This window comes from Qipengyuania intermedia (assembly GCF_019711615.1).
GTDB lineage: Bacteria > Pseudomonadota > Alphaproteobacteria > Sphingomonadales > Sphingomonadaceae > Qipengyuania > Qipengyuania intermedia.
The window spans coordinates 712,637-733,963 of record NZ_JAIGNS010000001.1 but is presented as its reverse complement, the minus strand read 5'-3'; the positions used below and the strand labels follow the sequence as shown (position 1 = coordinate 733,963).

Annotated in this window: 19 protein-coding genes, 1 tRNA gene, 1 pseudogene and 1 riboswitch; of the genes and pseudogenes, 13 read left to right on the top strand and 8 right to left on the bottom strand. The window is 59.5% G+C overall.

Features of this window, described 5'->3' with window-relative positions; translation table 11 throughout:
- Positions 1 to 71: 71 nt before the first annotated feature.
- A tRNA-Gln gene (locus tag K3179_RS03660) sits at positions 72 to 145 on the top strand.
- Positions 146 to 303: 158 nt separating this feature from the next.
- Here K3179_RS03660 and K3179_RS03655 read toward each other — a convergent pair.
- Positions 304 to 543, bottom strand: coding sequence for a helix-turn-helix domain-containing protein (locus K3179_RS03655; protein ID WP_345721963.1), 240 nt, complete (start codon positions 541 to 543; stop codon positions 304 to 306).
- A 221-nt stretch (positions 544 to 764) separates the two neighbouring features.
- On the opposite strand from K3179_RS03655, the pseudogene K3179_RS13395 reads away from it, so the two are divergent.
- The 3 genes and pseudogenes from K3179_RS13395 to K3179_RS03640 form a co-directional block, all read left to right on the top strand.
- A pseudogene (locus K3179_RS13395) lies at positions 765 to 1,271 on the top strand (tyrosine-type recombinase/integrase); the annotation flags it as partial.
- A 200-nt stretch (positions 1,272 to 1,471) separates the two neighbouring features.
- On the top strand, positions 1,472 to 2,002 hold the full coding sequence (locus K3179_RS03645; RefSeq protein WP_221562513.1) for a hypothetical protein: 531 nt from the start codon (positions 1,472 to 1,474) through the stop codon (positions 2,000 to 2,002).
- Between the two features lie 225 nt (positions 2,003 to 2,227).
- Positions 2,228 to 2,632, top strand: coding sequence for a nuclear transport factor 2 family protein (locus tag K3179_RS03640; protein ID WP_221562512.1), 405 nt, complete (start codon positions 2,228 to 2,230; stop codon positions 2,630 to 2,632).
- A 226-nt stretch (positions 2,633 to 2,858) separates the two neighbouring features.
- Here K3179_RS03640 and K3179_RS03635 read toward each other — a convergent pair whose 3' ends face one another.
- Both K3179_RS03635 and K3179_RS03630 read right to left on the bottom strand, forming a co-directional pair.
- On the bottom strand, positions 2,859 to 5,171 hold the full coding sequence (locus K3179_RS03635) for a putative bifunctional diguanylate cyclase/phosphodiesterase (RefSeq protein WP_221562511.1): 2,313 nt from the start codon (positions 5,169 to 5,171) through the stop codon (positions 2,859 to 2,861).
- Entirely contained in the window at positions 5,168 to 5,686 is a 519-nt protein-coding gene (locus K3179_RS03630) for a cupredoxin domain-containing protein (protein WP_345721961.1), read from the bottom strand. The genes K3179_RS03635 and K3179_RS03630 overlap by 4 nt, the downstream gene beginning before the upstream one ends.
- Positions 5,687 to 5,866: 180 nt before the next feature.
- Here K3179_RS03630 and K3179_RS03625 point away from each other — a divergent pair, with 180 nt between their 5' ends.
- Positions 5,867 to 6,766: a DUF3034 family protein gene (locus K3179_RS03625; RefSeq protein WP_221562509.1), complete on the top strand. Its 900-nt coding sequence runs from the start codon at positions 5,867 to 5,869 to the stop codon at positions 6,764 to 6,766.
- Positions 6,767 to 6,777: 11 nt separating this feature from the next.
- A complete protein-coding gene (locus K3179_RS03620; RefSeq protein ID WP_221562508.1) occupies positions 6,778 to 7,311 on the top strand; it encodes a group I truncated hemoglobin in 534 nt (177 codons plus the stop codon).
- 112 nt (positions 7,312 to 7,423) lie between these two features.
- Here the strand turns inward: K3179_RS03620 and K3179_RS03615 are convergent, their stop codons facing one another.
- Positions 7,424 to 8,215, bottom strand: coding sequence for an alpha/beta fold hydrolase (locus K3179_RS03615; RefSeq protein WP_221562507.1), 792 nt, complete (start codon positions 8,213 to 8,215; stop codon positions 7,424 to 7,426).
- A 907-nt stretch (positions 8,216 to 9,122) separates the two neighbouring features.
- Between K3179_RS03615 and K3179_RS03610 the strand changes: the two genes are divergently transcribed.
- The 4 genes from K3179_RS03610 (at position 9,123) to K3179_RS03595 (ending at position 14,049) form a co-directional block, all read left to right on the top strand.
- Positions 9,123 to 9,704: a hypothetical protein gene (locus K3179_RS03610; protein WP_221562506.1), complete on the top strand. Its 582-nt coding sequence runs from the start codon at positions 9,123 to 9,125 to the stop codon at positions 9,702 to 9,704.
- A gap of 109 nt (positions 9,705 to 9,813) precedes the next feature.
- Positions 9,814 to 10,536, top strand: coding sequence for a fimbrial biogenesis chaperone (locus tag K3179_RS03605; protein ID WP_221562505.1), 723 nt, complete (start codon positions 9,814 to 9,816; stop codon positions 10,534 to 10,536).
- A 43-nt stretch (positions 10,537 to 10,579) separates the two neighbouring features.
- On the top strand, positions 10,580 to 13,192 hold the full coding sequence (locus K3179_RS03600) for a fimbria/pilus outer membrane usher protein (protein WP_221562504.1): 2,613 nt from the start codon (positions 10,580 to 10,582) through the stop codon (positions 13,190 to 13,192).
- An 80-nt stretch (positions 13,193 to 13,272) separates the two neighbouring features.
- Positions 13,273 to 14,049, top strand: a complete 777-nt coding sequence (locus K3179_RS03595; protein ID WP_221562503.1) for a hypothetical protein — start codon at positions 13,273 to 13,275, stop codon at positions 14,047 to 14,049.
- Positions 14,050 to 14,058: 9 nt separating this feature from the next.
- Here K3179_RS03595 and K3179_RS03590 read toward each other — a convergent pair whose 3' ends face one another.
- The 3 genes from K3179_RS03590 to K3179_RS03580 form a co-directional block, all read right to left on the bottom strand.
- Entirely contained in the window at positions 14,059 to 14,448 is a 390-nt protein-coding gene (locus K3179_RS03590) for a hypothetical protein (RefSeq protein ID WP_221562502.1), read from the bottom strand.
- Between the two features lie 113 nt (positions 14,449 to 14,561).
- Positions 14,562 to 14,768: an SGNH/GDSL hydrolase family protein gene (locus tag K3179_RS03585; RefSeq protein WP_221562501.1), complete on the bottom strand. Its 207-nt coding sequence runs from the start codon at positions 14,766 to 14,768 to the stop codon at positions 14,562 to 14,564.
- 32 nt (positions 14,769 to 14,800) lie between these two features.
- Positions 14,801 to 16,678 (bottom strand): hypothetical protein, encoded by a 1,878-nt coding sequence (locus tag K3179_RS03580; RefSeq protein WP_221562500.1) that lies wholly within the window; start codon positions 16,676 to 16,678, stop codon positions 14,801 to 14,803.
- A 119-nt stretch (positions 16,679 to 16,797) separates the two neighbouring features.
- A riboswitch (TPP riboswitch) is annotated at positions 16,798 to 16,906 on the top strand.
- A 34-nt stretch (positions 16,907 to 16,940) separates the two neighbouring features.
- Here K3179_RS03580 and thiC point away from each other — a divergent pair.
- From thiC to K3179_RS03565, 3 genes are read left to right on the top strand one after another with little or no spacing between them, the layout of a single operon-like run.
- Positions 16,941 to 18,845 (top strand): phosphomethylpyrimidine synthase ThiC, encoded by a 1,905-nt coding sequence (gene thiC / locus K3179_RS03575; RefSeq protein ID WP_221562499.1) that lies wholly within the window; start codon positions 16,941 to 16,943, stop codon positions 18,843 to 18,845.
- Entirely contained in the window at positions 18,845 to 19,411 is a 567-nt protein-coding gene (locus K3179_RS03570) for a DUF2199 domain-containing protein (RefSeq protein WP_221562498.1), read from the top strand. The genes thiC and K3179_RS03570 overlap by 1 nt, the downstream gene beginning before the upstream one ends.
- A gap of 14 nt (positions 19,412 to 19,425) precedes the next feature.
- Complete coding sequence (locus tag K3179_RS03565; protein WP_221562497.1) at positions 19,426 to 19,575, top strand: hypothetical protein; 150 nt, start codon at positions 19,426 to 19,428, stop codon at positions 19,573 to 19,575.
- An 8-nt stretch (positions 19,576 to 19,583) separates the two neighbouring features.
- On the opposite strand, the gene K3179_RS03560 is transcribed toward K3179_RS03565, so the two are convergent.
- Entirely contained in the window at positions 19,584 to 21,287 is a 1,704-nt protein-coding gene (locus K3179_RS03560; RefSeq protein WP_221562496.1) for an AIPR family protein, read from the bottom strand.
- Positions 21,288 to 21,327: the final 40 nt, after the last annotated feature.

The following is a 21,327-nucleotide window of genomic DNA, read 5'->3' as shown; positions in this document are numbered from 1 at the left end:
AAGGAGCGAAACTAAGTGCGCCTCCTCTCCCGGCATCGCTTGCGATTCTCGCGCATGGCCGGTGATGATGATGCCCCGTCGTCTAATGGTAAGACTACGGACTCTGACTCCGTCAATTGAGGTTCGAATCCTCACGGGGCATCCATTGCTTTTCCTTTGGAAATCAGGAACATCGTGCTTGATGTGCCACGGTTTTTGAGTACCAATCAGCACCGCAGGATTTTTTCTTGGATTTCCGCGGGTTACACGGCCATGCGCGCAAGTGCGAGTAGCTCCCTGCGACATAGATGCGACATAAATCGTTCAAGTCTCGGTGTGCGCAGACCCCGAGAAGTCAGATATCGTCAAATCGGCAAGAAGGACGGCCGGGCTGACCCCTAAACCTGCAGCGATCGTGCAGGTCGTAGAGACGCTTATATTCTGACCACCCCGCTCAATGCGGCCACAATATGATCGATCGATCTGGATCTTCTGAGCGAACTTCTCCTGCGAGAATCCTGTGTCCTCGCGCATCTTACGGATTCTGGCCCCAACGATCTCCACGGCGCGCTTTGTCGCATAGCCTTGCTGACGCGAGGCCGCCTATACGTCTACGGTCCAACAGGCCACGGCGTTTAAGTTCCATAAATCAGTGATAGGCGTTTCCTGGGTTTTGGCGCGCACTAGCAATCGCTGGCAAGTCACAACGGTAACTCTTCGTGACCTCAGATGCTCTCGGCAGGCTGCGGGATTTCAATGTCGATGGCCGTCACGTTCTGGACAGAGAAGGCAGGCTCAGAGACCGAGCGCTGTTCGACCTGGCGATCGATAGCGAATAACGCGGATGTGATTTGGTGAATATCAGGATCGGGGACCTGGTTGCTGGCTCGGAGATGAGGCGCCGAGCAACAGTTGTGCAGCAGAAGACCCACCGTCCAGTGCAGTTCGGGCTCACCGGAGATGTTCGCACCAGTCTCTGGTCTTGGCTCGAGCGGAGAGGAGGTGCAATCGACGCCTGTACCTTCCCAAGCCGCATAGATCGCAATGGCCATTTAGGTACACGGCAGAACGCGCGTCTCGTAGATGAGTGGGTCACCGCCATCGGGCTCCGGCGTGAGGAGTTTGGAAGGCATTCACTCAGACGAACCAAGGCCTCGATGATCTAGAAAGCCACTGGTAATCTCAGGGCCATTCAGATCCTGCTCGGGCACTCGAAGATTTAGAACACTGTGCGGTATCTCGGTGTGGACGTCGAAGATGCTCTCCAACTAGCGGAGAGAACTGAGATCTGACCGTTAGGCAGCCCTTCCAAAAACGGAAGGTCTGCTTTCCCGTTTGGCAAGCGCTCGTGAACGTCTGATTTTGGGTGGATAGCGGATTGTCTGGTTTTATAGAATATATCGCCTCAAGCTGCCGCTGAATCGGATAGACCCTGAGTGATTGGTTACAAACTAAACAGTTGCGCAATCGATCGGGCGCGACCTCGACTGCCATGAGGTTCGCGCGCTCTCTTTCGATTGCCGCGGTCGTTTTCGGACCTGCGCTATTTTTCGTGGGCTGGTATTTTCTGTCACCTCGTTACGCTATCTCACAGCTCAGTGATTGGAACACAGCGTCTCAGGAACTGACCGCATTTTACGATCGTGACAAAGTGCGATCGAGCTTCGAGCAGCAGATGTTGCCGCAATTCGAGACATATCCGCCTCCTTTGACAAAACACGTTGTTCTCGATGCGATGACCGATCCAAATGCGATCAGAGCCTTCGTCGTCGAGCCTTATGGAGACTGGCAATTCGCGGCCGCTTTAGGCCTACCCGACGAACTTAACTCTGAGGATCCGACAGGAGTGATGCCACGATTGATGGAGACAACGGAGAATTGGGAGTTTGAACGAATAGGGATCGATGAGTTTATCGCCTCTCCTTCTGATCGCGATGACCAGAAAGGTAACTCGTATCGGTTCGAGCGAGATGGATTGCGCTGGCGCCTGGTCAGCATCAAACTGACGACAAAAATCAGGTAATCAAAAGCCATCTGACAACGACCGAAATCGGGTCGTTAGCGGCTGGTCTGCTCCTGGCACAGCGCTAGCTTGGTGAACGGGTCACGAAGTGGGTCAAAAGCGGCTGGTTTTGCGGGGGCGTCTCGCAAGGCGTCTTCCCATGGCCTTCGGTGCCGCATAGTCTCACCGGGAAGCCGCACTGGTGTATGTAGCGCAATGCTGCCGCTCACGATTGGGAGATGAAAGATGGAAGACACTTCGAGAGAATTGGTCGAGGGAATTTATGCGGCGTTGGCAGCTGGGGATATGGCGAGCTTCGCCGACGCGTTGGCACCCGATGTCGTGTGGAACGAAGCGGAGAACTATCCTTACGCGGATCGTAACCCTTATCGGGGTGCCGAAGAAATAATGGAGGGAGTGTTCGCGCGAACCGCCGAGGACTGGGATGGTTTCGCCGTCCACATGAACGACATTGTGGATGGCGGCGACAGGGTGGTGGCAATGGGCCGCTATGAAGGAAGCCATCGACAATCCGGCAAACCACTGGATGTGCAGGCGGCGCATGTGTGGACGATCGAGGGCGGCAAGGTCGTTCGCTTCCAGCAATATATCGATACTCTGGGAACGGCCAATGCGATGAGCGGCGCTTGAGAAGGCGCATCGCTCGACGGCATTCGCGTGCTTGGCGACCTATCCGCTCTTGGCGCACTGCTAGCTAGGTGAAGCTGTCACGAAGTAGGTGGAAAGCGGACAGTCCACATGAAATTGAAGCTGACCGCTTCAAGCTGCGCCGCTTCGTGCGATTGCGATCGAGAATGCCGCCAAGAAATTTTAGTATCGAGCGCCGTTTCTCGAACTATCCTTTCGGGGGACTCATTCACATGACCCCGACTGCACGCCGCCGATCGCTTGGCGCCAACATCTCCTGGACGACATCTGCACGGACCGGACGGCTCAACAGGTACCCCTGGATAGAGCCGCAACCCTCCTCGCGAAGGATGCGGCACTGCTGTTCGTCCTCGACGCCTTCCGCAAGCGTTTCCATGCTGAGTGCATCCGCTAGTGTGGTGATGGCGCGGATCACGGCGTGTGCGTTGTTTCCCTGCTGGGCAAGGTCGCGGACGAAACTCTGGTCGATCTTGATTTTGTCGAAAGGAAACTGGCGCAGGTAGCTCAGGCTCGAGTAGCCCGTTCCGAAATCGTCGAGCGCGATGCGCACTCCCAGATTGCGCAGCGAATGGAGCGTTGAGAGCGTGTGCTCGACATCGGCGATGAACACGCTTTCGGTGATCTCCAACTCGAGCCGTTGCGGAGGAAGACCGCTGTTGGTCAGCGCCTGCAGGATGGTCGTCGACAGTCCGGGATAGGTAAACTGCTTGGGCGAGATATTGACAGCGACCGAGATATCCTCGGGCCAACCCGACGCAATGTGACAGGCCTCGCGCACCACCCATTCGCCAACCTGGAGGATAAGACCGGTTTCCTCCGCGAGCGGAATGAACTCGGCCGGGCTGATGGTACCCCGGGTCGGGTGGTTCCAGCGGATTAGCGCCTCGAAACCCTGCAACCTTTCGTGGGTAAGTGAATAAAGCGGCTGGAAGTGCAGTTCGAACCCGCCGTCCTTGATCGCCAAGCGCAGATCCAGCTCCATTTCGCGGCGTCGGCGCGCCTGCTCGTCGAGGCTCTGCTCGAAGAAATGGAAGGTTGCCTTGCCGTCACGCTTGGCGCGGTAGAGGGCAAGATCGGCGTGCTTGAGAAGGACAGTCGTATCGGTTCCATCACCCGGCGCCACGGCAATGCCGATGCTCGCCGAAGTGGGCGCGCTCTGCCCGTCGATGGTCACGTCCTGGTCGAAGCAGTCTTTCAGCAACCGGGCCGTGTCCACGAGGTCGGCCGCCGGGTCGCGCTCGTGAATGATTACCGCAAATTCATCGCCGCCGAGCCTCGCTATGTGCGAGAATTCGCTCCGGCATCGCAGAGATGACGCGACCTGGCGCAGGAGCTCGTCTCCTGCCGGGTGGCCGAGCGTGTCGTTGACGACCTTGAAGTCGTCGAGATCGCAATAGGCGACGAACAGGCGTTCATCGGGTCCCAGGCGGGCCAACGTTTGGCCAAGCTGTTCCACGAAGAGCTTACGGTTGGGGAGGTCGGTCAGGCCGTCGTGCAGGCCCACGTGGAGGATTTTGCGCTCCCGCTCCTCGATTGCGCCGACCATGTCGTTGAAGCTTGCGGCGAGCCGCCCGACCTCGTCCTGCGTCTCGATCGCGAGCGATACATCTTCGCCTGCCGCGAACCGGCGGACCGCGGCATCGAGCTTGGCAAGCGGTCCCGTGACACCGCGTGCGACGCGGCTTCCCAGGACAAGCACCAGCAGCAGGCCGCCCAGCGCGACGAGTGCGAGCAGGTACTTGAGGCCCGCGTATTCGGCGAGCGCCGTGCCGAGCGAATGGCCGAGGACCAGCCGCGGCTCCACGCTGTCGTCGAGCGTCGGGAGCGCGGTCACATGATAAAGCGTGCGCGCCGCATCGTCGGCTTCGATAACCCGGGCAAGCTGCGCATCGGCCAAGGGGCCGGCGAGTTCGGGTGCGTGGACGACCCTCGCGGCAACTTCGACTGCGGCGAGGTCTGCAAGCCGGGCCATCTCGCTCGCATCGAGCGGCTGCGCAAGAACGAGCCAGCCGATCGTGTCGGGGGCCTCGATGGGAGAGCTGGCCGCAAGCGCGAGCGTGTCGCCAAGGCGAATGACGCCTTTTTCCGCGCCGTTGTCGAGCTCGTACCAGATCGATTCCACCTCGGGGTAGGCCTGGCCCTCTTCGCCGATTAAATCCCCGTCCAGCCCGACGACGAAGGCGGCCGAGGTGTTCGAACGCGATTGCAGCGAGCGCAGCGCGCTGGCGATGGTCGGTCTATCGCCGGTTGCGACCGCCTCGCGAAAGCCGAAGTCGCGGCTGAGGACGTCCGCGCTGCCGCGCATCTGGCGTGCGCGCAATTCGATGATCTCGTCGAACACGCGGGCATTCGCCGCAAGGTCCCGGCTCGCGGACTGTTCGCCGAAGCGCTCGATATTGGCGCTCACCACTACCATCACCACCGCGAGCACGATCGTGAACAGCGCGGCATAAACCATCGCGATCCGCCGCTTGAGCGAGCCGAAGCGCAGTTGCGGCAGGTTCTTGCCCCACACGATCATCGCATGGTGACCTTCATCACGTGGCGATTGCTGCCGCCCGAAATCCTGACCGACCGACCGATTTCACCTCCCGGCGCGCGCAGTTGCGGGTGCCATACGGTGATCCTTGCGCCGCCGGTCGGAACCCCCGTCAATTGAACATAGCCATTGGCATCGCTCTTCCCGGCATGGGGCGTGTCGACCACGCGAATGTAGCCGCGCATCTCGTCATGGATTTTGCACCCCAGTTTGACGGAGCCGGACACGGGAAAACTGTGTGATCGTGTCTGGTCACGGCCGTAGAGGTCGATCTCGAAGCTGGCGGGTTTGGAGAAGCTGTAGATCGAATGGCGGACCCGGTCGAGATTGGGAAAAGCGACCGTGCTGCCCTTGGCAACGACCAGCGTGCCGGGCACGAACTGCTCGCCGCGCTGGGCCATCGCCATCCGCCAAGGGAAAGTAATCCGACCCGAACCTTGCGCATCCGCATCGATTTCTACGACGGCATTGCTGACCGGCACGCCGCGCTCGTCCACCACCTGCACCCGGACGGGGACTGATGAGGATGCCCAAACAATAGACGCGGGCACGAGGGCAAGAGCTGCCAGGAAGGCGACACGATAGGTCAATCGATCCGCCCACTAGGGCCGAAACCCTTAAGAAATCCCCTCAGGCTGGTTAACCATTAATGCACCCTGTTCTGCGAGAGGGGGCGAATGAAAGCGCACCCGCTTACCGCTCTCCTGGCTTCCCTCACTGCAATTGCCTCTTCCCAGGCCGCCGCGCAGGGAGACGAGACTGCCGCGCCTCCGCCGCCTGCGGAGTACAATGCCAAGCTTCTCCTCACCAATGGCATCAGCGCCGTCGACGGTGCGAGCGGGGGTGGTATCGCCAATTGGGCGACGATCGCCGGACGACAATCGGATCGCGGATTCGGCCTGCAGGCACACGCCACATTCATCGCCTTGCCGGACTATGCCTACCAGAGCCAAGGGGTTGCAATCGGGATCGCCGACCGGATGGAGCTGAGCTACGCGCGGCAGAATTTCGACACTCGCGATGTCGGGGCGGCGCTAGGGATCGGCCAGGGCTATACGCTGAACCAGGATGTTTACGGGGCCAAGCTGCGCCTTGCCGGCGATCTCGTTTATGGCGCGCCGCACATGCCGCAAATTGCAGTGGGTGTGCAGCACAAGCGCAATCTCGACGGAGCAATCACAGCAGCCGTAGGGGCGGCACACGATACCGGCACGGATTTCACGCTCAGCGCGACCAAACTCGTGCTGTCCCGGTCGCTCCTGCTCGATGCGACGATGCGCCTCACCAAGGCGAACCAAAACGGATTGCTGGGCTTCGGCAGTGTTGCCGGGGGAGGTTATTCACTGCAGTTCGAAGGGGCAGCCGCCTATCAGTTCTCGCGCCGGTTGGTGACTGGGGTCGAGTTCCGCAGCAAGCCCGACAATCTCGGCCTTGGCGAAGACGACTGGTTCGATCTCTTCGCCGCTTACGCCGTCACCCGTAACCTGACGCTGACCGCTGCCTATGCCGATCTCGGCTCCATCGCGACATTCGAAGACCAGCGCGGCGCCTTCCTTCAGGCCCAAGTCGCATTCTGACAGGATTTTCCATGAGCCTTACCGCCCTCCTTCCGCTTCTCCTGATCCAGCAGGCGCCCGCCGAGACCGTCGACTGGGATGCCGAATTCGGCGTCGAGGAAGAGGTACGCGACCCGGTCACCGGGGAGCTTCCGGTCGATCCATACGAGCAAAGCAACGCCAATGCCGGGGCCAAGCCCGTATCGGGAGATCACATGGCTGAACACTTCGGCGGCCAAGAAGGCATTCGGACAATCGTCAACCGCATGGTCGACCTCAGCATCGAGGATCCGCGCATCGCCGCGATCTTTGAAGGACACGACCATGTGCGCCTGCGCCGGACGCTGTTCGAGCAATTCTGTTATCTGCTGGCTGCCGGGTGCGACTACACCGGCCGCGATATGGAAAGCTCGCATGCAGGCCTCGGCATCCGGAAGCCCGACATGAATGCGCTGGTCGAGAACCTACAGCGAGCGATGCGCGAAAGGGGCGTGCCGTTCGGGGCGCAAAACCGTTTCCTTGCGAAGCTTGCCCCAATGAGTCGGAGCGTGGTCACGCGTAAGTAGTCGGTGGCCTAGGCAGGTACCGAGCCGACATCCGCTTTCGGCCCCAAAAGGGGCCTTACAATGGGGCAGCCCCTGCATAGGCTCTCGTTTTGCTAACCGCCCAGTTGCAGTATTATTTTGATTCCGAAATGCTCGTTGCATCCAGGATCACGCGAACCGTCTCCTCTGGCTGATCCCACATCGGGAAGTGTCCGCTACGCTCGAACCAGTGCATAGTCGCTTCAGGGAAGGCCTTGATCGCGCGATCCGCCTGCTGCGGAAGACACAACCGATCCTTCCGTCCCCAGCCGATGACCACGGGCGCAGCCGTTTTCGCAGGGCCCTCCTGCATTGCGCCGTTGGCGAGGTCCTTCACAAGCGAATTGACGGTGCGCGTATTCGCCAATGACTTCAGTTCACGCGCGACGAATGCCCCGTCGAGCGCCCACGGCCTTGCAGAAAGCTGGGCCATGAGCGCGGTCCGGCCTGCGACATTTCCGGTGATAGCAGAAAGCGCCGGTCGCAGTGCGCGAACCAGTGCAACCGAAGGCGTTATGGTGGTCTTGAAGAAGGTCCGCTCCCACCCCTGCCAGAAGCCGCCCGGGTCCAGTGCGACAACCGCGCCCGCTCGGCCGCGCCGCGCCATCTCGAGCACTAGGCGAGCACCCAGCGAGCTGCCAACCATATCAATACCTGTGAAATTCTCTGCGCCGAGCCATTCGTCCAGACTGCGCGCGAGACCTTCGAACGTGCCGCTGTCGGCCTCTTCGCGTGTCTTCCCATGGCCTGGCAGGTCTACGGCAATTACCTCCCTGACTTGAGAAAGCGCAGGCGAGATAGTGTCCCACGAGTCGCAGGTCGCCCCTAGTCCATGGACGAGGAGGAGGGGTTTTCCGCGCCCAGTGCGCGTGTAGTGCATGGTCATGTAATGGTAACGTCTCGCACCGACTTATGGCCCCGTGGATGTCAATATTGCCGAGGGCGAGGCCAAGAGCGGACGGTCGGTTTCCGGCCCACTTCCAGGCACAAGGCGTGGGCCGGATCAAATGGTAGCTTTTGGGGCGCATAGCAGTCATTCGCCGAGGCGCGTTGAGGGCCATGCCATTAAGCGAGCGCCACCGTAGGAACAGACGGCATGCACACCAAGTCGCAGACACTCTCACTAGAGGGTTTGGATGCTCGTTCCTGGATGGCTGATTCAAGGCGGTCCGAAGCACATTCGGGTCGTAGCTTTCTCGAACCTCGGTGGTCCGGGGTCAGGGCATGAAACTGCTGCCGGCATTGGTGTAGCTCTTGCTCGACTTGAACACAGTTGCATTCTGGAGCGGCGTCCAGCGGGCTCGACAGCATCGCTTCCGCGATCAAGTCGTCGGGCCCCACGATCTTTTCCGGTAACTGGATCGACGACAATCAAAATTCGCGGATCAGGCAGAACGACTGCGCTTTGACGCTATCGAGCAAAGTGTTTCGATCCGTTTCATTTTGAGACAGGCGTTGCTTTTCGGAAAACAACAGCCCGATTCGATCGCCCGAATGGTTTACAGGCGGTTAACCCTTTGTTAGCCGTGGGGAATGGTTGGATTCGATCCAGCCTCTTGTGGGAGCTCTTTTGGGGGAGAGAATGGATAATGCCCGGCATCGCACCTTTTGCGAATCCGATCAGAACGTCCGTATTTCTTCCGCAGATTTCCCCGCATTCGCAGGCTTCGTTTTTGCTCGAGGTCAGGTCTGATGCCGTTCGGAAAGGCAAACCAGACTTATCAAACGGCCAGGCACTTCTGGCATCAATCTACTCGCTTCTCGTCCGAGAGATGATTTAGGGAAATACACTCATGAAAAAATTGCTTATCGGCACCGCCGTATCCATGTTCATTGCCACGCCTGCCATGGCGCAGGTCTTCTCGGTCGAACCGATCACCGAAATCGAGATCGAACTGAACGGCGAAGTCGCTGAATTCTGCGGCCTGACCAACACCACCGGAAGCGATGTCGTCGACTTCGGCGAACTGGCTGTGACGCCGACCAGCTCGAATGTCGATCGTACGTCGGAATTCGGCATGGTCTGCAACAGCGCGAACGGCGTTGTCCTGACCGTGGCGGCCGAAAATGGCGCCCTGCTTCGTGACGGCACCGAAACCGGTCCGGGCAACGAGATCGCTTACAGCATCAATCCCGATCCGGGCGGCGATGCCCTTCCTTCGACCCCCGGCACGCCGCTCCAGAACGCAACCGCGTTCAACCCGAGCAAGAGCTACACCTATGCCGGCAGCGAAGGCCTGCGTAACGGCGCGACGATTGACATCGCTTTCCGCACGCAGGGTGTCCAGGGTCCCGGCTTCCAGGGCGCACCGACCACGACCGTGTTCGCAGGCGACTATAGCGATACCGTCACGATCTCGCTTGTTGCTCAATAAGCGCGGTTAAGCATTTTGAAATGAGGTGTCGGCAAGCGTCGGCACCTCATTTTATATTTAGATCGATTGAAATGATCGGGCGCAGCTGCCCGGTCGCCTGGAGGGGTTTATGGGACGTTTCACGCGCGGCGTGATTGGGGCATGTCTGGCATCCGCTTTCGTCATGGCGAGTGCGCAGGCATTCGAAGTGCAGCCAATGCGCCATTCCCTTTTCCCTGCAGAAGGCAAAAGCTCCGGCCTCGTCAGCGTAAAGAACACCAGGAGCGAGCCTCTTCCTCTGGAAGTCCTCGTCCAGAAGCGCGTCTACGATGAGGAGGGCAATTTCACCGTCGTCGACGCCACCGAGGATTTCGTAATTTTCCCCGCGCAGGCGTTCGTACAGCCCAATGAAAACCAGGCGTTCCGCTTTCAGTACGTGGGTGATCCCGAGATTACGCAGGACGCTGCATATACGCTCCTGATCCGCGAGGTCCCGGTCGAGCCGGACGAAGGCTTCACCGGTCTGCAATATGTCTATGCGTTCGGTGTCGCGCTCTACATCGAGGACGAGGACCGTCTTTCGAAGATTGCGGTCCGCGAGGCAGTGCGCGAAGAAAACAATCTGAAAATCCGGCTCCAGAACGAATCGGACTCGTTCGCGCGATTGAGCAACGACCGCTTTATCCTCACGCAAGGCGACAAACGCGTATCCCTTGCAGGGGACAATCTGACGGGCGTGATCGACAAATCCGTGCTGTCGCCGCGGGCGACCGTGCTCGTGACGATGGATCTGAGCGAGCTGGACCTTGCCGAGGGCGATGTTTCGGTCAGAGTCGAAGAACGCGCCGACTAGATCCCGAACGATGGCCCGGGTCCCAATATCGTTCAGGCAGTGCTTGCTTGTATCAACGGCGATCGCCCTTTCGACCAGTCCCGCCGAAGCCATGGCGCTCGGTCTGGCGGGTCCTGGTGACGAGCGCGCCAGCGGCGGCCCTGTCCGCGCAATCCCGGACGACCGCGCGCAAGACCGGGAAGAAGCCGCGGACGCTCTGTCCGATGCGCCGCAGGGCTATGTCTATATCGATGGCAAGTTCGTCCCTGCCGAGCCGCCCGTCTCGTCGGATGAGCGGGATGGTGAACGATCCTCGCGCGCCAGCGGGCAAGGGGTGGGCCGCGACCGCCAGGTCACGATCGAACTGGAAGCAAACTACAGCGGCCAGACGATAGGCCAGGTCGTAACGCGGACCACCCTCACCCGGCCGGTAGCTCTGCAGTCAAGCCAGCTTCGCGCGATCCTCGAGCCGTTTATCGATGCAGAAGTCTTCCGCCGGCTGGTCGCACTGGAAGGCGATTTTCTCTCTGTCGAAGCTCTTGCGGATATCGGGATCGGGGTATCGCTCGATCAGGCCGACCTCTCGCTCGTCATAACTGCGCCGCCGCGCGATAGAGGGACCGCTCAGGTCGATTTGAGCGCGCTGGGATTGCCTGCCGATGCGATCAGCGTGCAGCCCTCCGATTTCTCCGCCGGCATCACCTCCGTGCTCTCCCTTAGCGACAATCTGAGTGCGAGCGGGTCTCTTGCCGCGGACGTGGTCTTTTCCGGGTATTTCAACATCGGCGGCGTGCGCGGCCTAAATCTCGATTACGGCGGCGTCGTGCGCCTCGACGACCAGGCGGGAAGACGGTTCGAGCAGGATCGCATCATCCTGTTCATGGACCGGCCGGAACAGGCCTTGCGGTACGAAGCCGGCACTCTCTTCAACGATTTTTCGACCCTGGCCGGTAACAGCGATTTTCTCGGCGTAGGCCTGCGCAAATCCTACCGCACCTTGCAGCCAAACCGCGTTATCCGCAGGCTGGGGCAGCGCTCGTTCACGCTCGAAAGGCCGGGCGAGGTAACCGTGCTTGTCAACGGACAGGAGGTCGCGCGTTTCGAATCCGGTCCTGGCCCGGTGGACCTCAACAACATCCCGCTGGTGAATACTTCCAATGACGTATCCATCATCGTGGAAGATGAATTCGGCCGCCGGATCGGCGACAATTTCTCGGTCGCTACGGATGCTTTCCTGCTCGAGGAAGGCCTGACGGAATTTTCGTTCGGGGCAGGGCAGATCCGCGATTTCCGCAACGCCGGGTTCAGCTATTCCGACGAGTTCACGGTCGGGGGTAACATCCAGCACGGCTTCTCCGACACATTCACCCAGGGCGGCTATGCCTTCGTTTCCGAAGACCAGCAGATTGCCGGATCGGAATCCGTATTCGCCTTTCTCAATGGCATCGCCGAAGTCGAACTTTCGGTCTCGCGCACGCAAGGGGTGGGCACGGGCATCGCGGCGGACACGACGTTCCGCATCGATGACAGCCTCTATAACGACTTGGGGCAAAGCCTTGCGGTTGCGGTTACCTATAGGGACGAAAAATACACGCCGATCGGCAGCTTCTTCAGAACGGATCTGAAGCTCGACAGCACCGCATTCTACGAGCGCGGAATTACGGACCGATTCAGGATAAATCTTTCCGGAAGTTACAGCGAATTCCATACGGACGGGCGCAACACCCTCTCGGCGTCGGCGGGGGCCAGCTATCAAATCGGGCCCATGATCATCAGCGGGGGTGTGCGGTACACATCGTCGAGCGGGTCATCCGACGAGGCAGGCCTGTTCATCAACCTGACCCGTCGCCTGGGCTCGCGCCAGAGCATCAACGCCGCTTACGACACCGCGTCCGAACGCGGCGCGCTGCGGTTCCGCCGCGCACGGCGCGATGAAGTCGGAAACCTCGGGTACAGCGCGGAAATCCAGAGCTTCCAGGATGAATTCGCGTTCAGTGGCGTCGCCGACTACACCGCAAACCGCTTCAGCACGCGTGTCGGGATCCGCCAGGCAAGCGGCGGCGGCCAGTTTGCCGGAGATACGACGGCCAGCCTGCGCATCCAGAGCGGCCTTGCCTTCGCCGACGGGAAATTCGGTATCGCCCGCGACCCGGGCCGCGGTTTCGCGCTGGTCGGCCGGCATGAAAGCCTGTCCGACGCAACCGTCGAAATCGGCGCGAGAGCACGCCGGTCACTGCGATCGCGCTCCGATTTTCTGGGGCCTGCTGCGTTTCGGGTGACATCGCCCTTCCAGCCGCAGGTCTTCGAAGTGGACGTCAAGGACGCGCCTTTCGGGTATGACGTGGGCGCGGGCCGCTACTTCGTCCTGCCCGGTGCGCGCTCGGGCTATTATATCGAGATAGGGTCCGACAATTATCGCGGCAGGGCGCTTACCTTCGTGCGCGACGGGGAGGACCTGGGCCTCAAGATCGGTACGCTTACCAATCTGCAAACACAGAAAAGCCAGGCGATCTTCACCAATCGCAACGGGCGCGCTGTCCTGATGAACCTGGCACCCGGTCGCTATCGCGCGTCGTTCGATCAGGCGCGCCTGTCCTATGAATTTACGATTGAAGAAGGCAGCCCGGTCTATGAAGATTTGGGTACTATCGAGCTACTGCCGGGAGCCGAACAATGAGAACTTTGGTCAAATCAACTGTCATCGCGTGCGCTTTTGCAGTTCCCGCTTACTCCGCCCAGGCATGCCCCGGGTTTGCTTTGGACGTCCAGCCGGTCGGAGCCACCTCGTACAACCCGAACGATGCCGGCTATCTGGCGATGCAGTTCGAACTGACGCTTGTCGGCGGTCCCGCCGAAGCGAGTTGCAGCAACACGATCATCGAGGTCTCGCCTCGCGGACCGATATCGCTTTTTGCCTTGCAGAACGGAGCGTCGGTGATCCAGGCCGATCCCGATATTGCCACGCGCTCCTTTTCGGTCTTCAACGATGCGACCTTGCGGCTGTCGGGCTATTCGGTCCAGCAACTGATCAGAACCGGCCGCGTCCTCGTCACTTACGCGCAATTGAAGCCGGGCATCTTCGCCCCTGCAGGTCGTTACACGAACATTCTCGATATTTCGGTGAATGGACAGGTCGTCGCCACGTTCGAACCGGAGCTGGTGCTGGAGCCGGCCATGCGGCTCTTCGGCGATATGTCGGACGGTCAGGGCCGAGCGGACTTCGGCATCCTCGAGAGTTTCGATCGGGTGACGACCGATTTCGTATACCAAGCCAATACGCGGCTCTTCGTCTCGGCAAGGTCGGAAAACCGGGGCAGCATGGTCCACGAGGATGGCGATGCGACCGGAAGGATTGCCTATAGCGTGCGGGTGAACAACTCGCCCCTGCGGACCGACGGAAACCAGACCGTGCCGCTGGTATCCAACCTCGGGGTTAGGGGGCTGGGATCGGTGCAAATGGAAACTGGCGACATCGGCAACCCCGTAGCCGGACAATACTCCGACACGCTTACCCTGCAATTCGTCGCCGAATAAGGCCCGGGTTCAGGAGGTAGAAATCGAGATGTCGAGGTTTTCAAGCTCGGCAATCGTGTTTTCGAGCGTGATCTGGATTTCGTAATTGCCGGGTTGATACGGCGTCATGACGACCTGCCTGTCGCCGGCAAGCACCTGGACAGCGCCAGCGTTCGCGGAAGCCCCGGCAATCTGCAGCGGGTTGGCGCTATCGAGGTTTATTTCGAAGCGCCTCGCATTGCAGCTGGCAGACACGTTGATGGTGGTGGTTTCACCGAGCGCAACCGCATCGATCGAGCCGATATTACACATTTCGGGCACGGCCGCCCGGATTTCAAGCGCCAGTTCGTTCTGGAGGGCAGCGTGTGCCGGCGAGATGCCAAGGTATAGCAGGGCGATGCAAGGTGCGATCTTCTTCATCCGCCCCGTTTACGCAAACACCATTTCTTTTGGTTAATCGATCGTGGTTAATCGCCATGGTTAAATTTCCATAAAGCACCGAAAACCCAGCGGCATAATGGGGATTGCCGCCGTCAGGGGCAGGCGGCCTCCAGGTTCGCAAGCCATTCGGCATATCCGCGTGCATTGGGGTGGGTGCCGTCATGGGTGAGATCGGCGTCGAGGGCGCGGATGGTGGCCGCCGTCGGCAATCCGAGAGAACGGACCTCGCGCGCCCGCTGCTCCACAAGTGCGGGGTCGAAAGCGGGACTGTCAAGCACGGGCGAGGGTTCGACCAGCACGACGCGCGCCGAGAAAAGATCAGGCTCAAGGGTTAGTCGAACCAGCCCTTCTTCTTCTTGTTGCCGAACCAGTCGGTTTCCTCTTTCGGCGCAAGCCAGTTGTCCTTGGCCTTTTCGTCCTTCCCTTTCGAGGAAATCCGGATGCCCGCGATTTCCGTGCTCATCTGGCCATCGCTGCGCACGTCGATCCCGCCCATGCTGACGGTGTGCTTGCCGTCGCTGTGCAGGGTAACCCCATCCATCGCACGCATGTTCCAGTTTCCTTCCGTGTCCATGGATACCCCGTCCATCACCTCGAACGTCGCACGGTCGCCGGCATAATTTGCACCGCCGCTATTGATCGAGAGGCCTGCGGGATTGTTGGGCGCAACCGGGCTGCGCTTGTCGGCATGCTGGACGGTGGCCGGATTGGGTTCGACACCGATGCGCATGGCGGCGGCAACTTCGTGATCGCGCCAGGTCCATTCGTTGCGCGGCAGTTTCATGACCAGCTCGGGGAAGAAGGTGACCTGGAGCCTGCGGATATTCATGCGGGCGGTGTTGTTCTTGTCCCCGCGCTCTGCGGTCTTGCTGGCGGTTGCGCGCATGCGCTTGCGCCGAAACGCCAGCATCGGCTCGCGGAAATATCCCGCAAGGCCCGCGACGATCGCGAACAATGCCTCGTAAACGACCGTCGAATTGTACAGCTCTCGCTGGAAGCTCAGGACGACGAAAAATCCGACCATTGCAGCCAATAGTCCGAGCAGGGGCACCTTCATCTTCTGCAGGCTGTCGGAGTTCTGCCCGCCGATCTTGAACAGCCGCAAGGGTGTGAGGCCGATGGTCAGCCCCACTGCCACATATGCAGCCAGGTTCAACCAGCTGAAGCTCAGATCGTCGTTGTAGCGGGCCGAACTCATGTAGAAGAGCAGCAGCACGAATACCGGAGCGGCGAAAAGCGCTGCCTGTTTCTTGCGATCGAGCTTGTCGATCCATCCCGAAATTTTGTCCGCCAAGGTCTCCGGCTCGGCAGCAACCTTCTCTGCGGCATCGTCGCGCACGCGTTCGAGGGCATCGGCCTGTTCGGCGGCTATGAAGGTGGCAGTTCTCAGAAAGGCTTCTGTTCCAAGCGATCGGCGCTCCTGCCTGGCAATCAGGTCCTTGAACCACTTGCGCTCGCACGCACGTTCGTAGCGGAACGCCTTTTCGACCGGATAGCGGGAGGAGGCATTCCTTTCGCATTCATCCGTGCCGACGAGTTCGGAAAGGATTTCGCTATGGGCCGAGGTGGAAACATATTCGGTGGCGTCGAGAAACTCTCGGCTCGGTGTGTCCGATGACGACAGGGCCTGCTCGGCAAAACTTATTTCCAGATCGCGGTTCGCAAACAGGCTGTTGCTAAGGTCAAAACCTGGCACCGAATAGAGGCTTTCATAGAGGAGCATTTCGCCGCGCGTCGTCAGGGCCCGCTGCAGTTCCTCACGCCAGATTTCATCGATTTTCGCCAGTTCGGCACTCTTGCCGAACACCCGTTCGTCGGTCAGCAAATGCCACTCGTAAAGCCGGCCGGCGAGGCGAACCGAAAAACTGGTGGAATTCACGTAGTCGTCATGGAGGAGCTGCCTGAAATAGGTGCGCACCGTCCCTTCATCGAGCGGCACGCCCATGGTTTCGGGCTTCCAGTCCGGACAGCAGGCCATGGCGAATTCGAAGAGGGCGCGGCTTCCCTCATGCTCGTCCAGCAATTTGTCGAGCATCAGTTTCGCGTCATAGTCCCTGGCTTCTTCCTCGAGCCATTTCTGGACGTATCCCTCGTTGATATGCTCTTTCGCCACGTCCTCGTTGGCGACCAGGCTGGCTGCAAGTTCCGCAGTGCTCTGACACTCGGCCCCGGCGAACTTGTAAGGGCGGATTGAAGCAGTTTCGGTCATGAACTTCCCCCGTTATTCATTCTCCCTACTAATAGAATTAGAAACAAAAGTTAAACCGGGGCGGCGGGGCGGCTGGGGAAAGGCCGCCTTGCGGATCGTGCGCTTCGGTCGTAAACCGGCGGTCATCCCCGGGGAGCGCGCGTGCGCTGAGAGGGAGGTCTCGCACCCTCCGACCCGTCGAACCTGAACCGATTAGCATCGGCGGAGGGAGTGGAGCGGCGCCAGAATACCGCTCTTCCTCCGCCTCATGGAGAGAGCACGCATGGCCGACATCAACAGCAAATTCGACATCGGTGTCACCACCGGCCCGATCCGCGGGAGCCGCAAGGTCCATGTCGGTGCCAAGTCCGGCAGCGGCGTGCAGGTTGCCATGCGCGAGATCGATCTCGAGGGCGGTGAGCCCAGCGTGCGCGTCTACGACACCTCCGGCCCCTACACCGATCCCGATGCGCAGATCGACATCCGCAAGGGCCTCGAACAGAAGCGCCGCGAGTGGATCATGGCGCGCGGTGATGTCGAGGAATACGATGCGCGCGAAGTGAAGCCGGAAGACAACGGCCAGCTCGGTCCCGACCGTTCGGGCGGCGTCCCCGGCTTCCCCAATGTCGCGAAGAAGGTGCTGCGCGCCAAGCCCGGCATGAACGTCAGCCAGATGCACTACGCCCGCCGCGGCATCATCACGCCCGAGATGGAATATGTCGCCGAGCGCGAGAACCTCGGCCGCGAGATGCTGCGCGAGGAAGCCGCCCGTCTCACCGCGCGCAACGACGGCCAGCCCTGGGGCGCGGAACTCCCCGACTACGTCACCCCCGAATTCGTCCGCGACGAGGTGGCACGCGGCCGCGCCATCATTCCCAACAACATCAACCACCCTGAAACCGAGCCGATGGCGATCGGGCGCAACTTCCTCGTCAAGATCAACGCCAATATCGGCAATTCCGCCGTGGCCTCCGACGTGGCCTCCGAGGTCGACAAGATGGTCTGGTCGATCCGCTGGGGCGCGGACACCGTCATGGACCTTTCGACGGGCCGCAACATCCACGACACGCGCGAATGGATCATCCGCAACTCGCCCGTCCCCATCGGCACCGTGCCGATCTACCAGGCGCTGGAGAAGGTCGGCGGCATTGCCGAGGACCTGACGTGGGAAATCTTCCGCGACACGCTGATCGAACAGGCCGAACAGGGCGTCGACTATTTCACCATCCACGCCGGCGTGCGCCTGCCCTATGTCCCGATGACGGCCAAGCGCGTCACCGGCATCGTGAGCCGCGGCGGCTCGATCATGGCGAAATGGTGCCTCGCGCATCACAAGGAGAGCTTCCTCTACGAGCGCTTCGACGAGATCACCGAGATCATGAAGGCCTATGACATCGCCTATTCGCTGGGAGACGGCCTGCGCCCCGGCTCCATCGCCGACGCCAATGACGAAGCCCAGTTCGCCGAGCTCTACACGCTGGGCGAGCTCACCAAGCGCGCCTGGGAACAGGACGTGCAGGTCATGATCGAAGGCCCCGGCCACGTGCCGATGCACAAGATCAAGGAGAACATGGACAAGCAGCTGGAAGCCTGCGGCGAAGCGCCCTTCTACACGCTTGGGCCCCTCGTCACCGATATCGCGCCGGGATACGACCACATCACCAGCGGCATCGGCGCGGCGCAGATCGGCTGGTACGGCACCGCCATGCTCTGCTACGTCACGCCCAAGGAACACCTCGGCCTGCCCGACCGCGACGATGTGAAAGTGGGCGTGGTGACCTACAAGCTCGCCGCCCACGCCGCCGATCTTGCCAAGGGCCACCCGGCCGCCAAGGTCCGCGACGACGCCTTGAGCAAGGCCCGCTTCGAATTCCGCTGGCGCGACCAGTTCAACCTCAGCCTCGACCCCGACACGGCCGAGCAGTACCACGACCAGACCCTCCCCGCAGAAGGCGCCAAGACCGCCCACTTCTGCTCCATGTGCGGCCCGAAATTCTGCTCGATGAAGATCACGCAGGAAGTGCGGGACTTCGCGGCGAAGCAGAACTCGGACAGCTATCTGGCGACCGAAAACATCAAGCGCGAGACCTCAGCCGAAGAGGCCGAGGAAGCGCAGAAGGGCATGGAGGAGATGAGCGAGGTGTACCGCGAGAAGGGCGAGAAGTTGTATCTGCCTTCGGACGACTGATGGTTTCCGGTTTCGGCAGGAAGAAGCGCGACGCGGTTTCGCGGCTCGAAAGCGGGTTATGGAAATGCGCCAGCTGTGACGTGGAGCATGGCTGGCCTTTCGATCTGGCTGTGTCCGCTCCCAACGTCTGGCCTTACGAAGTCGAATACGAACACAATGGCGCGTTGAGAATGGACGGAAATTTCCTGTCCGAAGATTTCTGCGTGCTTGAGGGCAAGCACTTCATGGTGCGCGCCGTCCTGCCGGTCCCCGTCATCGGTCTGAAGGACCAGTTCGGTTTCGGCTGCTGGTCGAGCCTGTCGCGGGAGAACTTCGACAAATATGTCGATGGCTTCGACACGGGTGATTATGCCGACATGGGGCCGTGGAGCGGCTGGCTGATGAACAATCTGGCGGGCTTCAATAGCGATCCGCTCGCCGTCCATGTCCAGCCACGCCGCGAACGGATGCGCCCGGAACTATGGGTGGTGGATGAAGACCACCCGCTCGGGGCAGCCCAGGAACAGGGCATAACCGCCGAGAGAATGCTGGAAGTGTTTGCCTACTGCGGCCACGCGCCGGAATAGCGCCCGACTTCGCGGTGAAGCAGAACTCGGACAGCCACCTCGCGAGCGAGAACTTGCGTGCCGAGACCTCTCCGCAAGAGGCCGAGGAAGCGGAGAAGGGCATGGAGGAGATGAGCGAGGTTTACCGCGAGAAGGGCGAGAAACTGTATTGGCCGAAGGGGTGAGGTCTAGATCATTCTTCTTCAGACCTTATTTTCTGGATAGCCTGAGATATCTCTAATTGCCTCTCAGTGTTCTTGAAAATGTTGCCCGGGTAGGCGTCCGGGAAACGCTCTTCGACAAGTTCAAACGTAATACGGAAGAATTCCGAGGTAAGATCCTTGACTACCGTATGGAGGCCCTCATCCACCTGATTTTCCTTTATGTCGTCTTTTATTTCCTCAAAGACGCGGAACAATATAAATCGATTGGCATGAGTGGCAACTAGGCGCTCGCGTCCTTCCAATTCCTTTGATTTTTCCTCCAACACTTCGTCCACGATCCGTTCGATCTGAACGGCGCGCCAAAGCCATTCTGCGTCTGTATCCTCATTGAATAACCGAGTGTACGGCTCGCGCTTCGTATTCTCCCATAGACCACTGATGTATCTTTTTGCGCTAACTGCAAGCCGCAGTTCTCCCGAAGCACATGCAGCGGCAATTGTTGCTTCGCGGAGGTTAAATCCTGCATCCTTGGGAGGATCTTGGTCCCCTCGACGGTAAGTGTAGATCAATCCACTTTGAGCAGCTTCGCGCCGAATACGATCTTGGTTGGGATCGGCGGCCACAAAGTCCATTGGGCTAAGGTCATTCTGAGTGTTATTCGCAGTAGTAACATCGACAGCAAAATTTTCAGGCGTTCCAGCCAAAGAGATCAAACGCAGGTGGACGAATACGTTTTCTAGCGTGGCTCCGTTACTTTGAGCTTTGAATAGAGAGCTTATGGTTTGTGCTCCATTTATCACGCTGATTTTTTTTACATCAAAAACACCGCTGTCGGTTGTGCTTCCTCCAACCGCCTGTTTGGCAAATTCATCGCAAATCGCCGTCACGCCGTTGTTAAAGTACCAGAAATTCTGAGGGTCATCAGTCGCTGTTGTTCTGATGCCATCGTTCACTTCCGACTTCTCGATGCCAAACCGAAGATTTTCCGCGAATAACTTGTCCCCGTTATCTCGCAACCACGCGACTAGGTCCTGAGCGGAAACCGAGCCATATACCGCACGGTAGGGTTCCGCGATCAAACCCCAGTTGCGGAGCATAACAGAGAGGCCAATGTCCTCTGGGCGGGTCCGAGATCTCGCAGTCTCGCGCGCTTCTTTCAGACTAAAAACCTCTGGTTTTACAAGCTCACCATACTTATTCTGCTCATCTAGGTACTCTGTCCATGCACGCTCTATATCTTCCGATAAATCTTGTTCGCTAGTATGCGCGAATACCATGATAACTTCGGCATCAATGTCTCTTAAAAGGCGTTCGATTTTTTCTCTATGGGGGTGAAGATTTGAATTACGTTCGTCCCAAGCAAGATTCACGACACGTTTAACGCCGTCGCGAAAACGAGTGAACTCGTCTAATGGGATTCCTTTATTGGTATTTTTAAGCCACTTGGATTGAACTAGGAAAAGCTTCTTGTGCGCCTCGCTGACGTATACAGCATCGATACCATCGTCTTTCCCACCGTCTGTAATCGCCGCTGCGGCGTCAGAAACATTCGAATCTGAATAGTGAAGTAGAGAAAGCGCCGCCAGGGATTGGCTAAGAAATCGCTGCTCACAAGCGGCATCGTCCATCCCACCTTTTTTCTCAATTGTGATCAGGTCGTCAAAGATTTGGTGCAACCGGCCCCCGATTTGATCGGCGACGATGTGTGGATTAGATGAATCGTTCTCTGACATGTTAGTCCCATAAAAGTAATGTGACTTTTCATAACGCTAC

What these genes read in the sequence shown, in the direction of transcription:
- K3179_RS03635 (WP_221562511.1), bottom strand. Translation starts at nt 5,171, where the DNA reads ATGATCGTGTGGGGCAAGAACCTGCCGCAACTGCGCTTCGGCTCGCTC.
- thiC (WP_221562499.1), top strand. Translation starts at nt 16,941, where the DNA reads ATGGCCGACATCAACAGCAAATTCGACATCGGTGTCACCACCGGCCCG.
- K3179_RS03560 (WP_221562496.1), bottom strand. Translation starts at nt 21,287, where the DNA reads ATGTCAGAGAACGATTCATCTAATCCACACATCGTCGCCGATCAAATC.
- K3179_RS03640 (WP_221562512.1), top strand. Translation starts at nt 2,228, where the DNA reads ATGGAAGACACTTCGAGAGAATTGGTCGAGGGAATTTATGCGGCGTTG.
- K3179_RS03615 (WP_221562507.1), bottom strand. Translation starts at nt 8,215, where the DNA reads ATGACCATGCACTACACGCGCACTGGGCGCGGAAAACCCCTCCTCCTC.
- K3179_RS03580 (WP_221562500.1), bottom strand. Translation starts at nt 16,678, where the DNA reads ATGACCGAAACTGCTTCAATCCGCCCTTACAAGTTCGCCGGGGCCGAG.
- K3179_RS03620 (WP_221562508.1), top strand. Translation starts at nt 6,778, where the DNA reads ATGAGCCTTACCGCCCTCCTTCCGCTTCTCCTGATCCAGCAGGCGCCC.
- K3179_RS03610 (WP_221562506.1), top strand. Translation starts at nt 9,123, where the DNA reads ATGAAAAAATTGCTTATCGGCACCGCCGTATCCATGTTCATTGCCACG.
- K3179_RS03625 (WP_221562509.1), top strand. Translation starts at nt 5,867, where the DNA reads ATGAAAGCGCACCCGCTTACCGCTCTCCTGGCTTCCCTCACTGCAATT.
- K3179_RS03605 (WP_221562505.1), top strand. Translation starts at nt 9,814, where the DNA reads ATGGGACGTTTCACGCGCGGCGTGATTGGGGCATGTCTGGCATCCGCT.
- K3179_RS03645 (WP_221562513.1), top strand. Translation starts at nt 1,472, where the DNA reads ATGAGGTTCGCGCGCTCTCTTTCGATTGCCGCGGTCGTTTTCGGACCT.
- K3179_RS03570 (WP_221562498.1), top strand. Translation starts at nt 18,845, where the DNA reads ATGGTTTCCGGTTTCGGCAGGAAGAAGCGCGACGCGGTTTCGCGGCTC.
- K3179_RS03590 (WP_221562502.1), bottom strand. Translation starts at nt 14,448, where the DNA reads ATGAAGAAGATCGCACCTTGCATCGCCCTGCTATACCTTGGCATCTCG.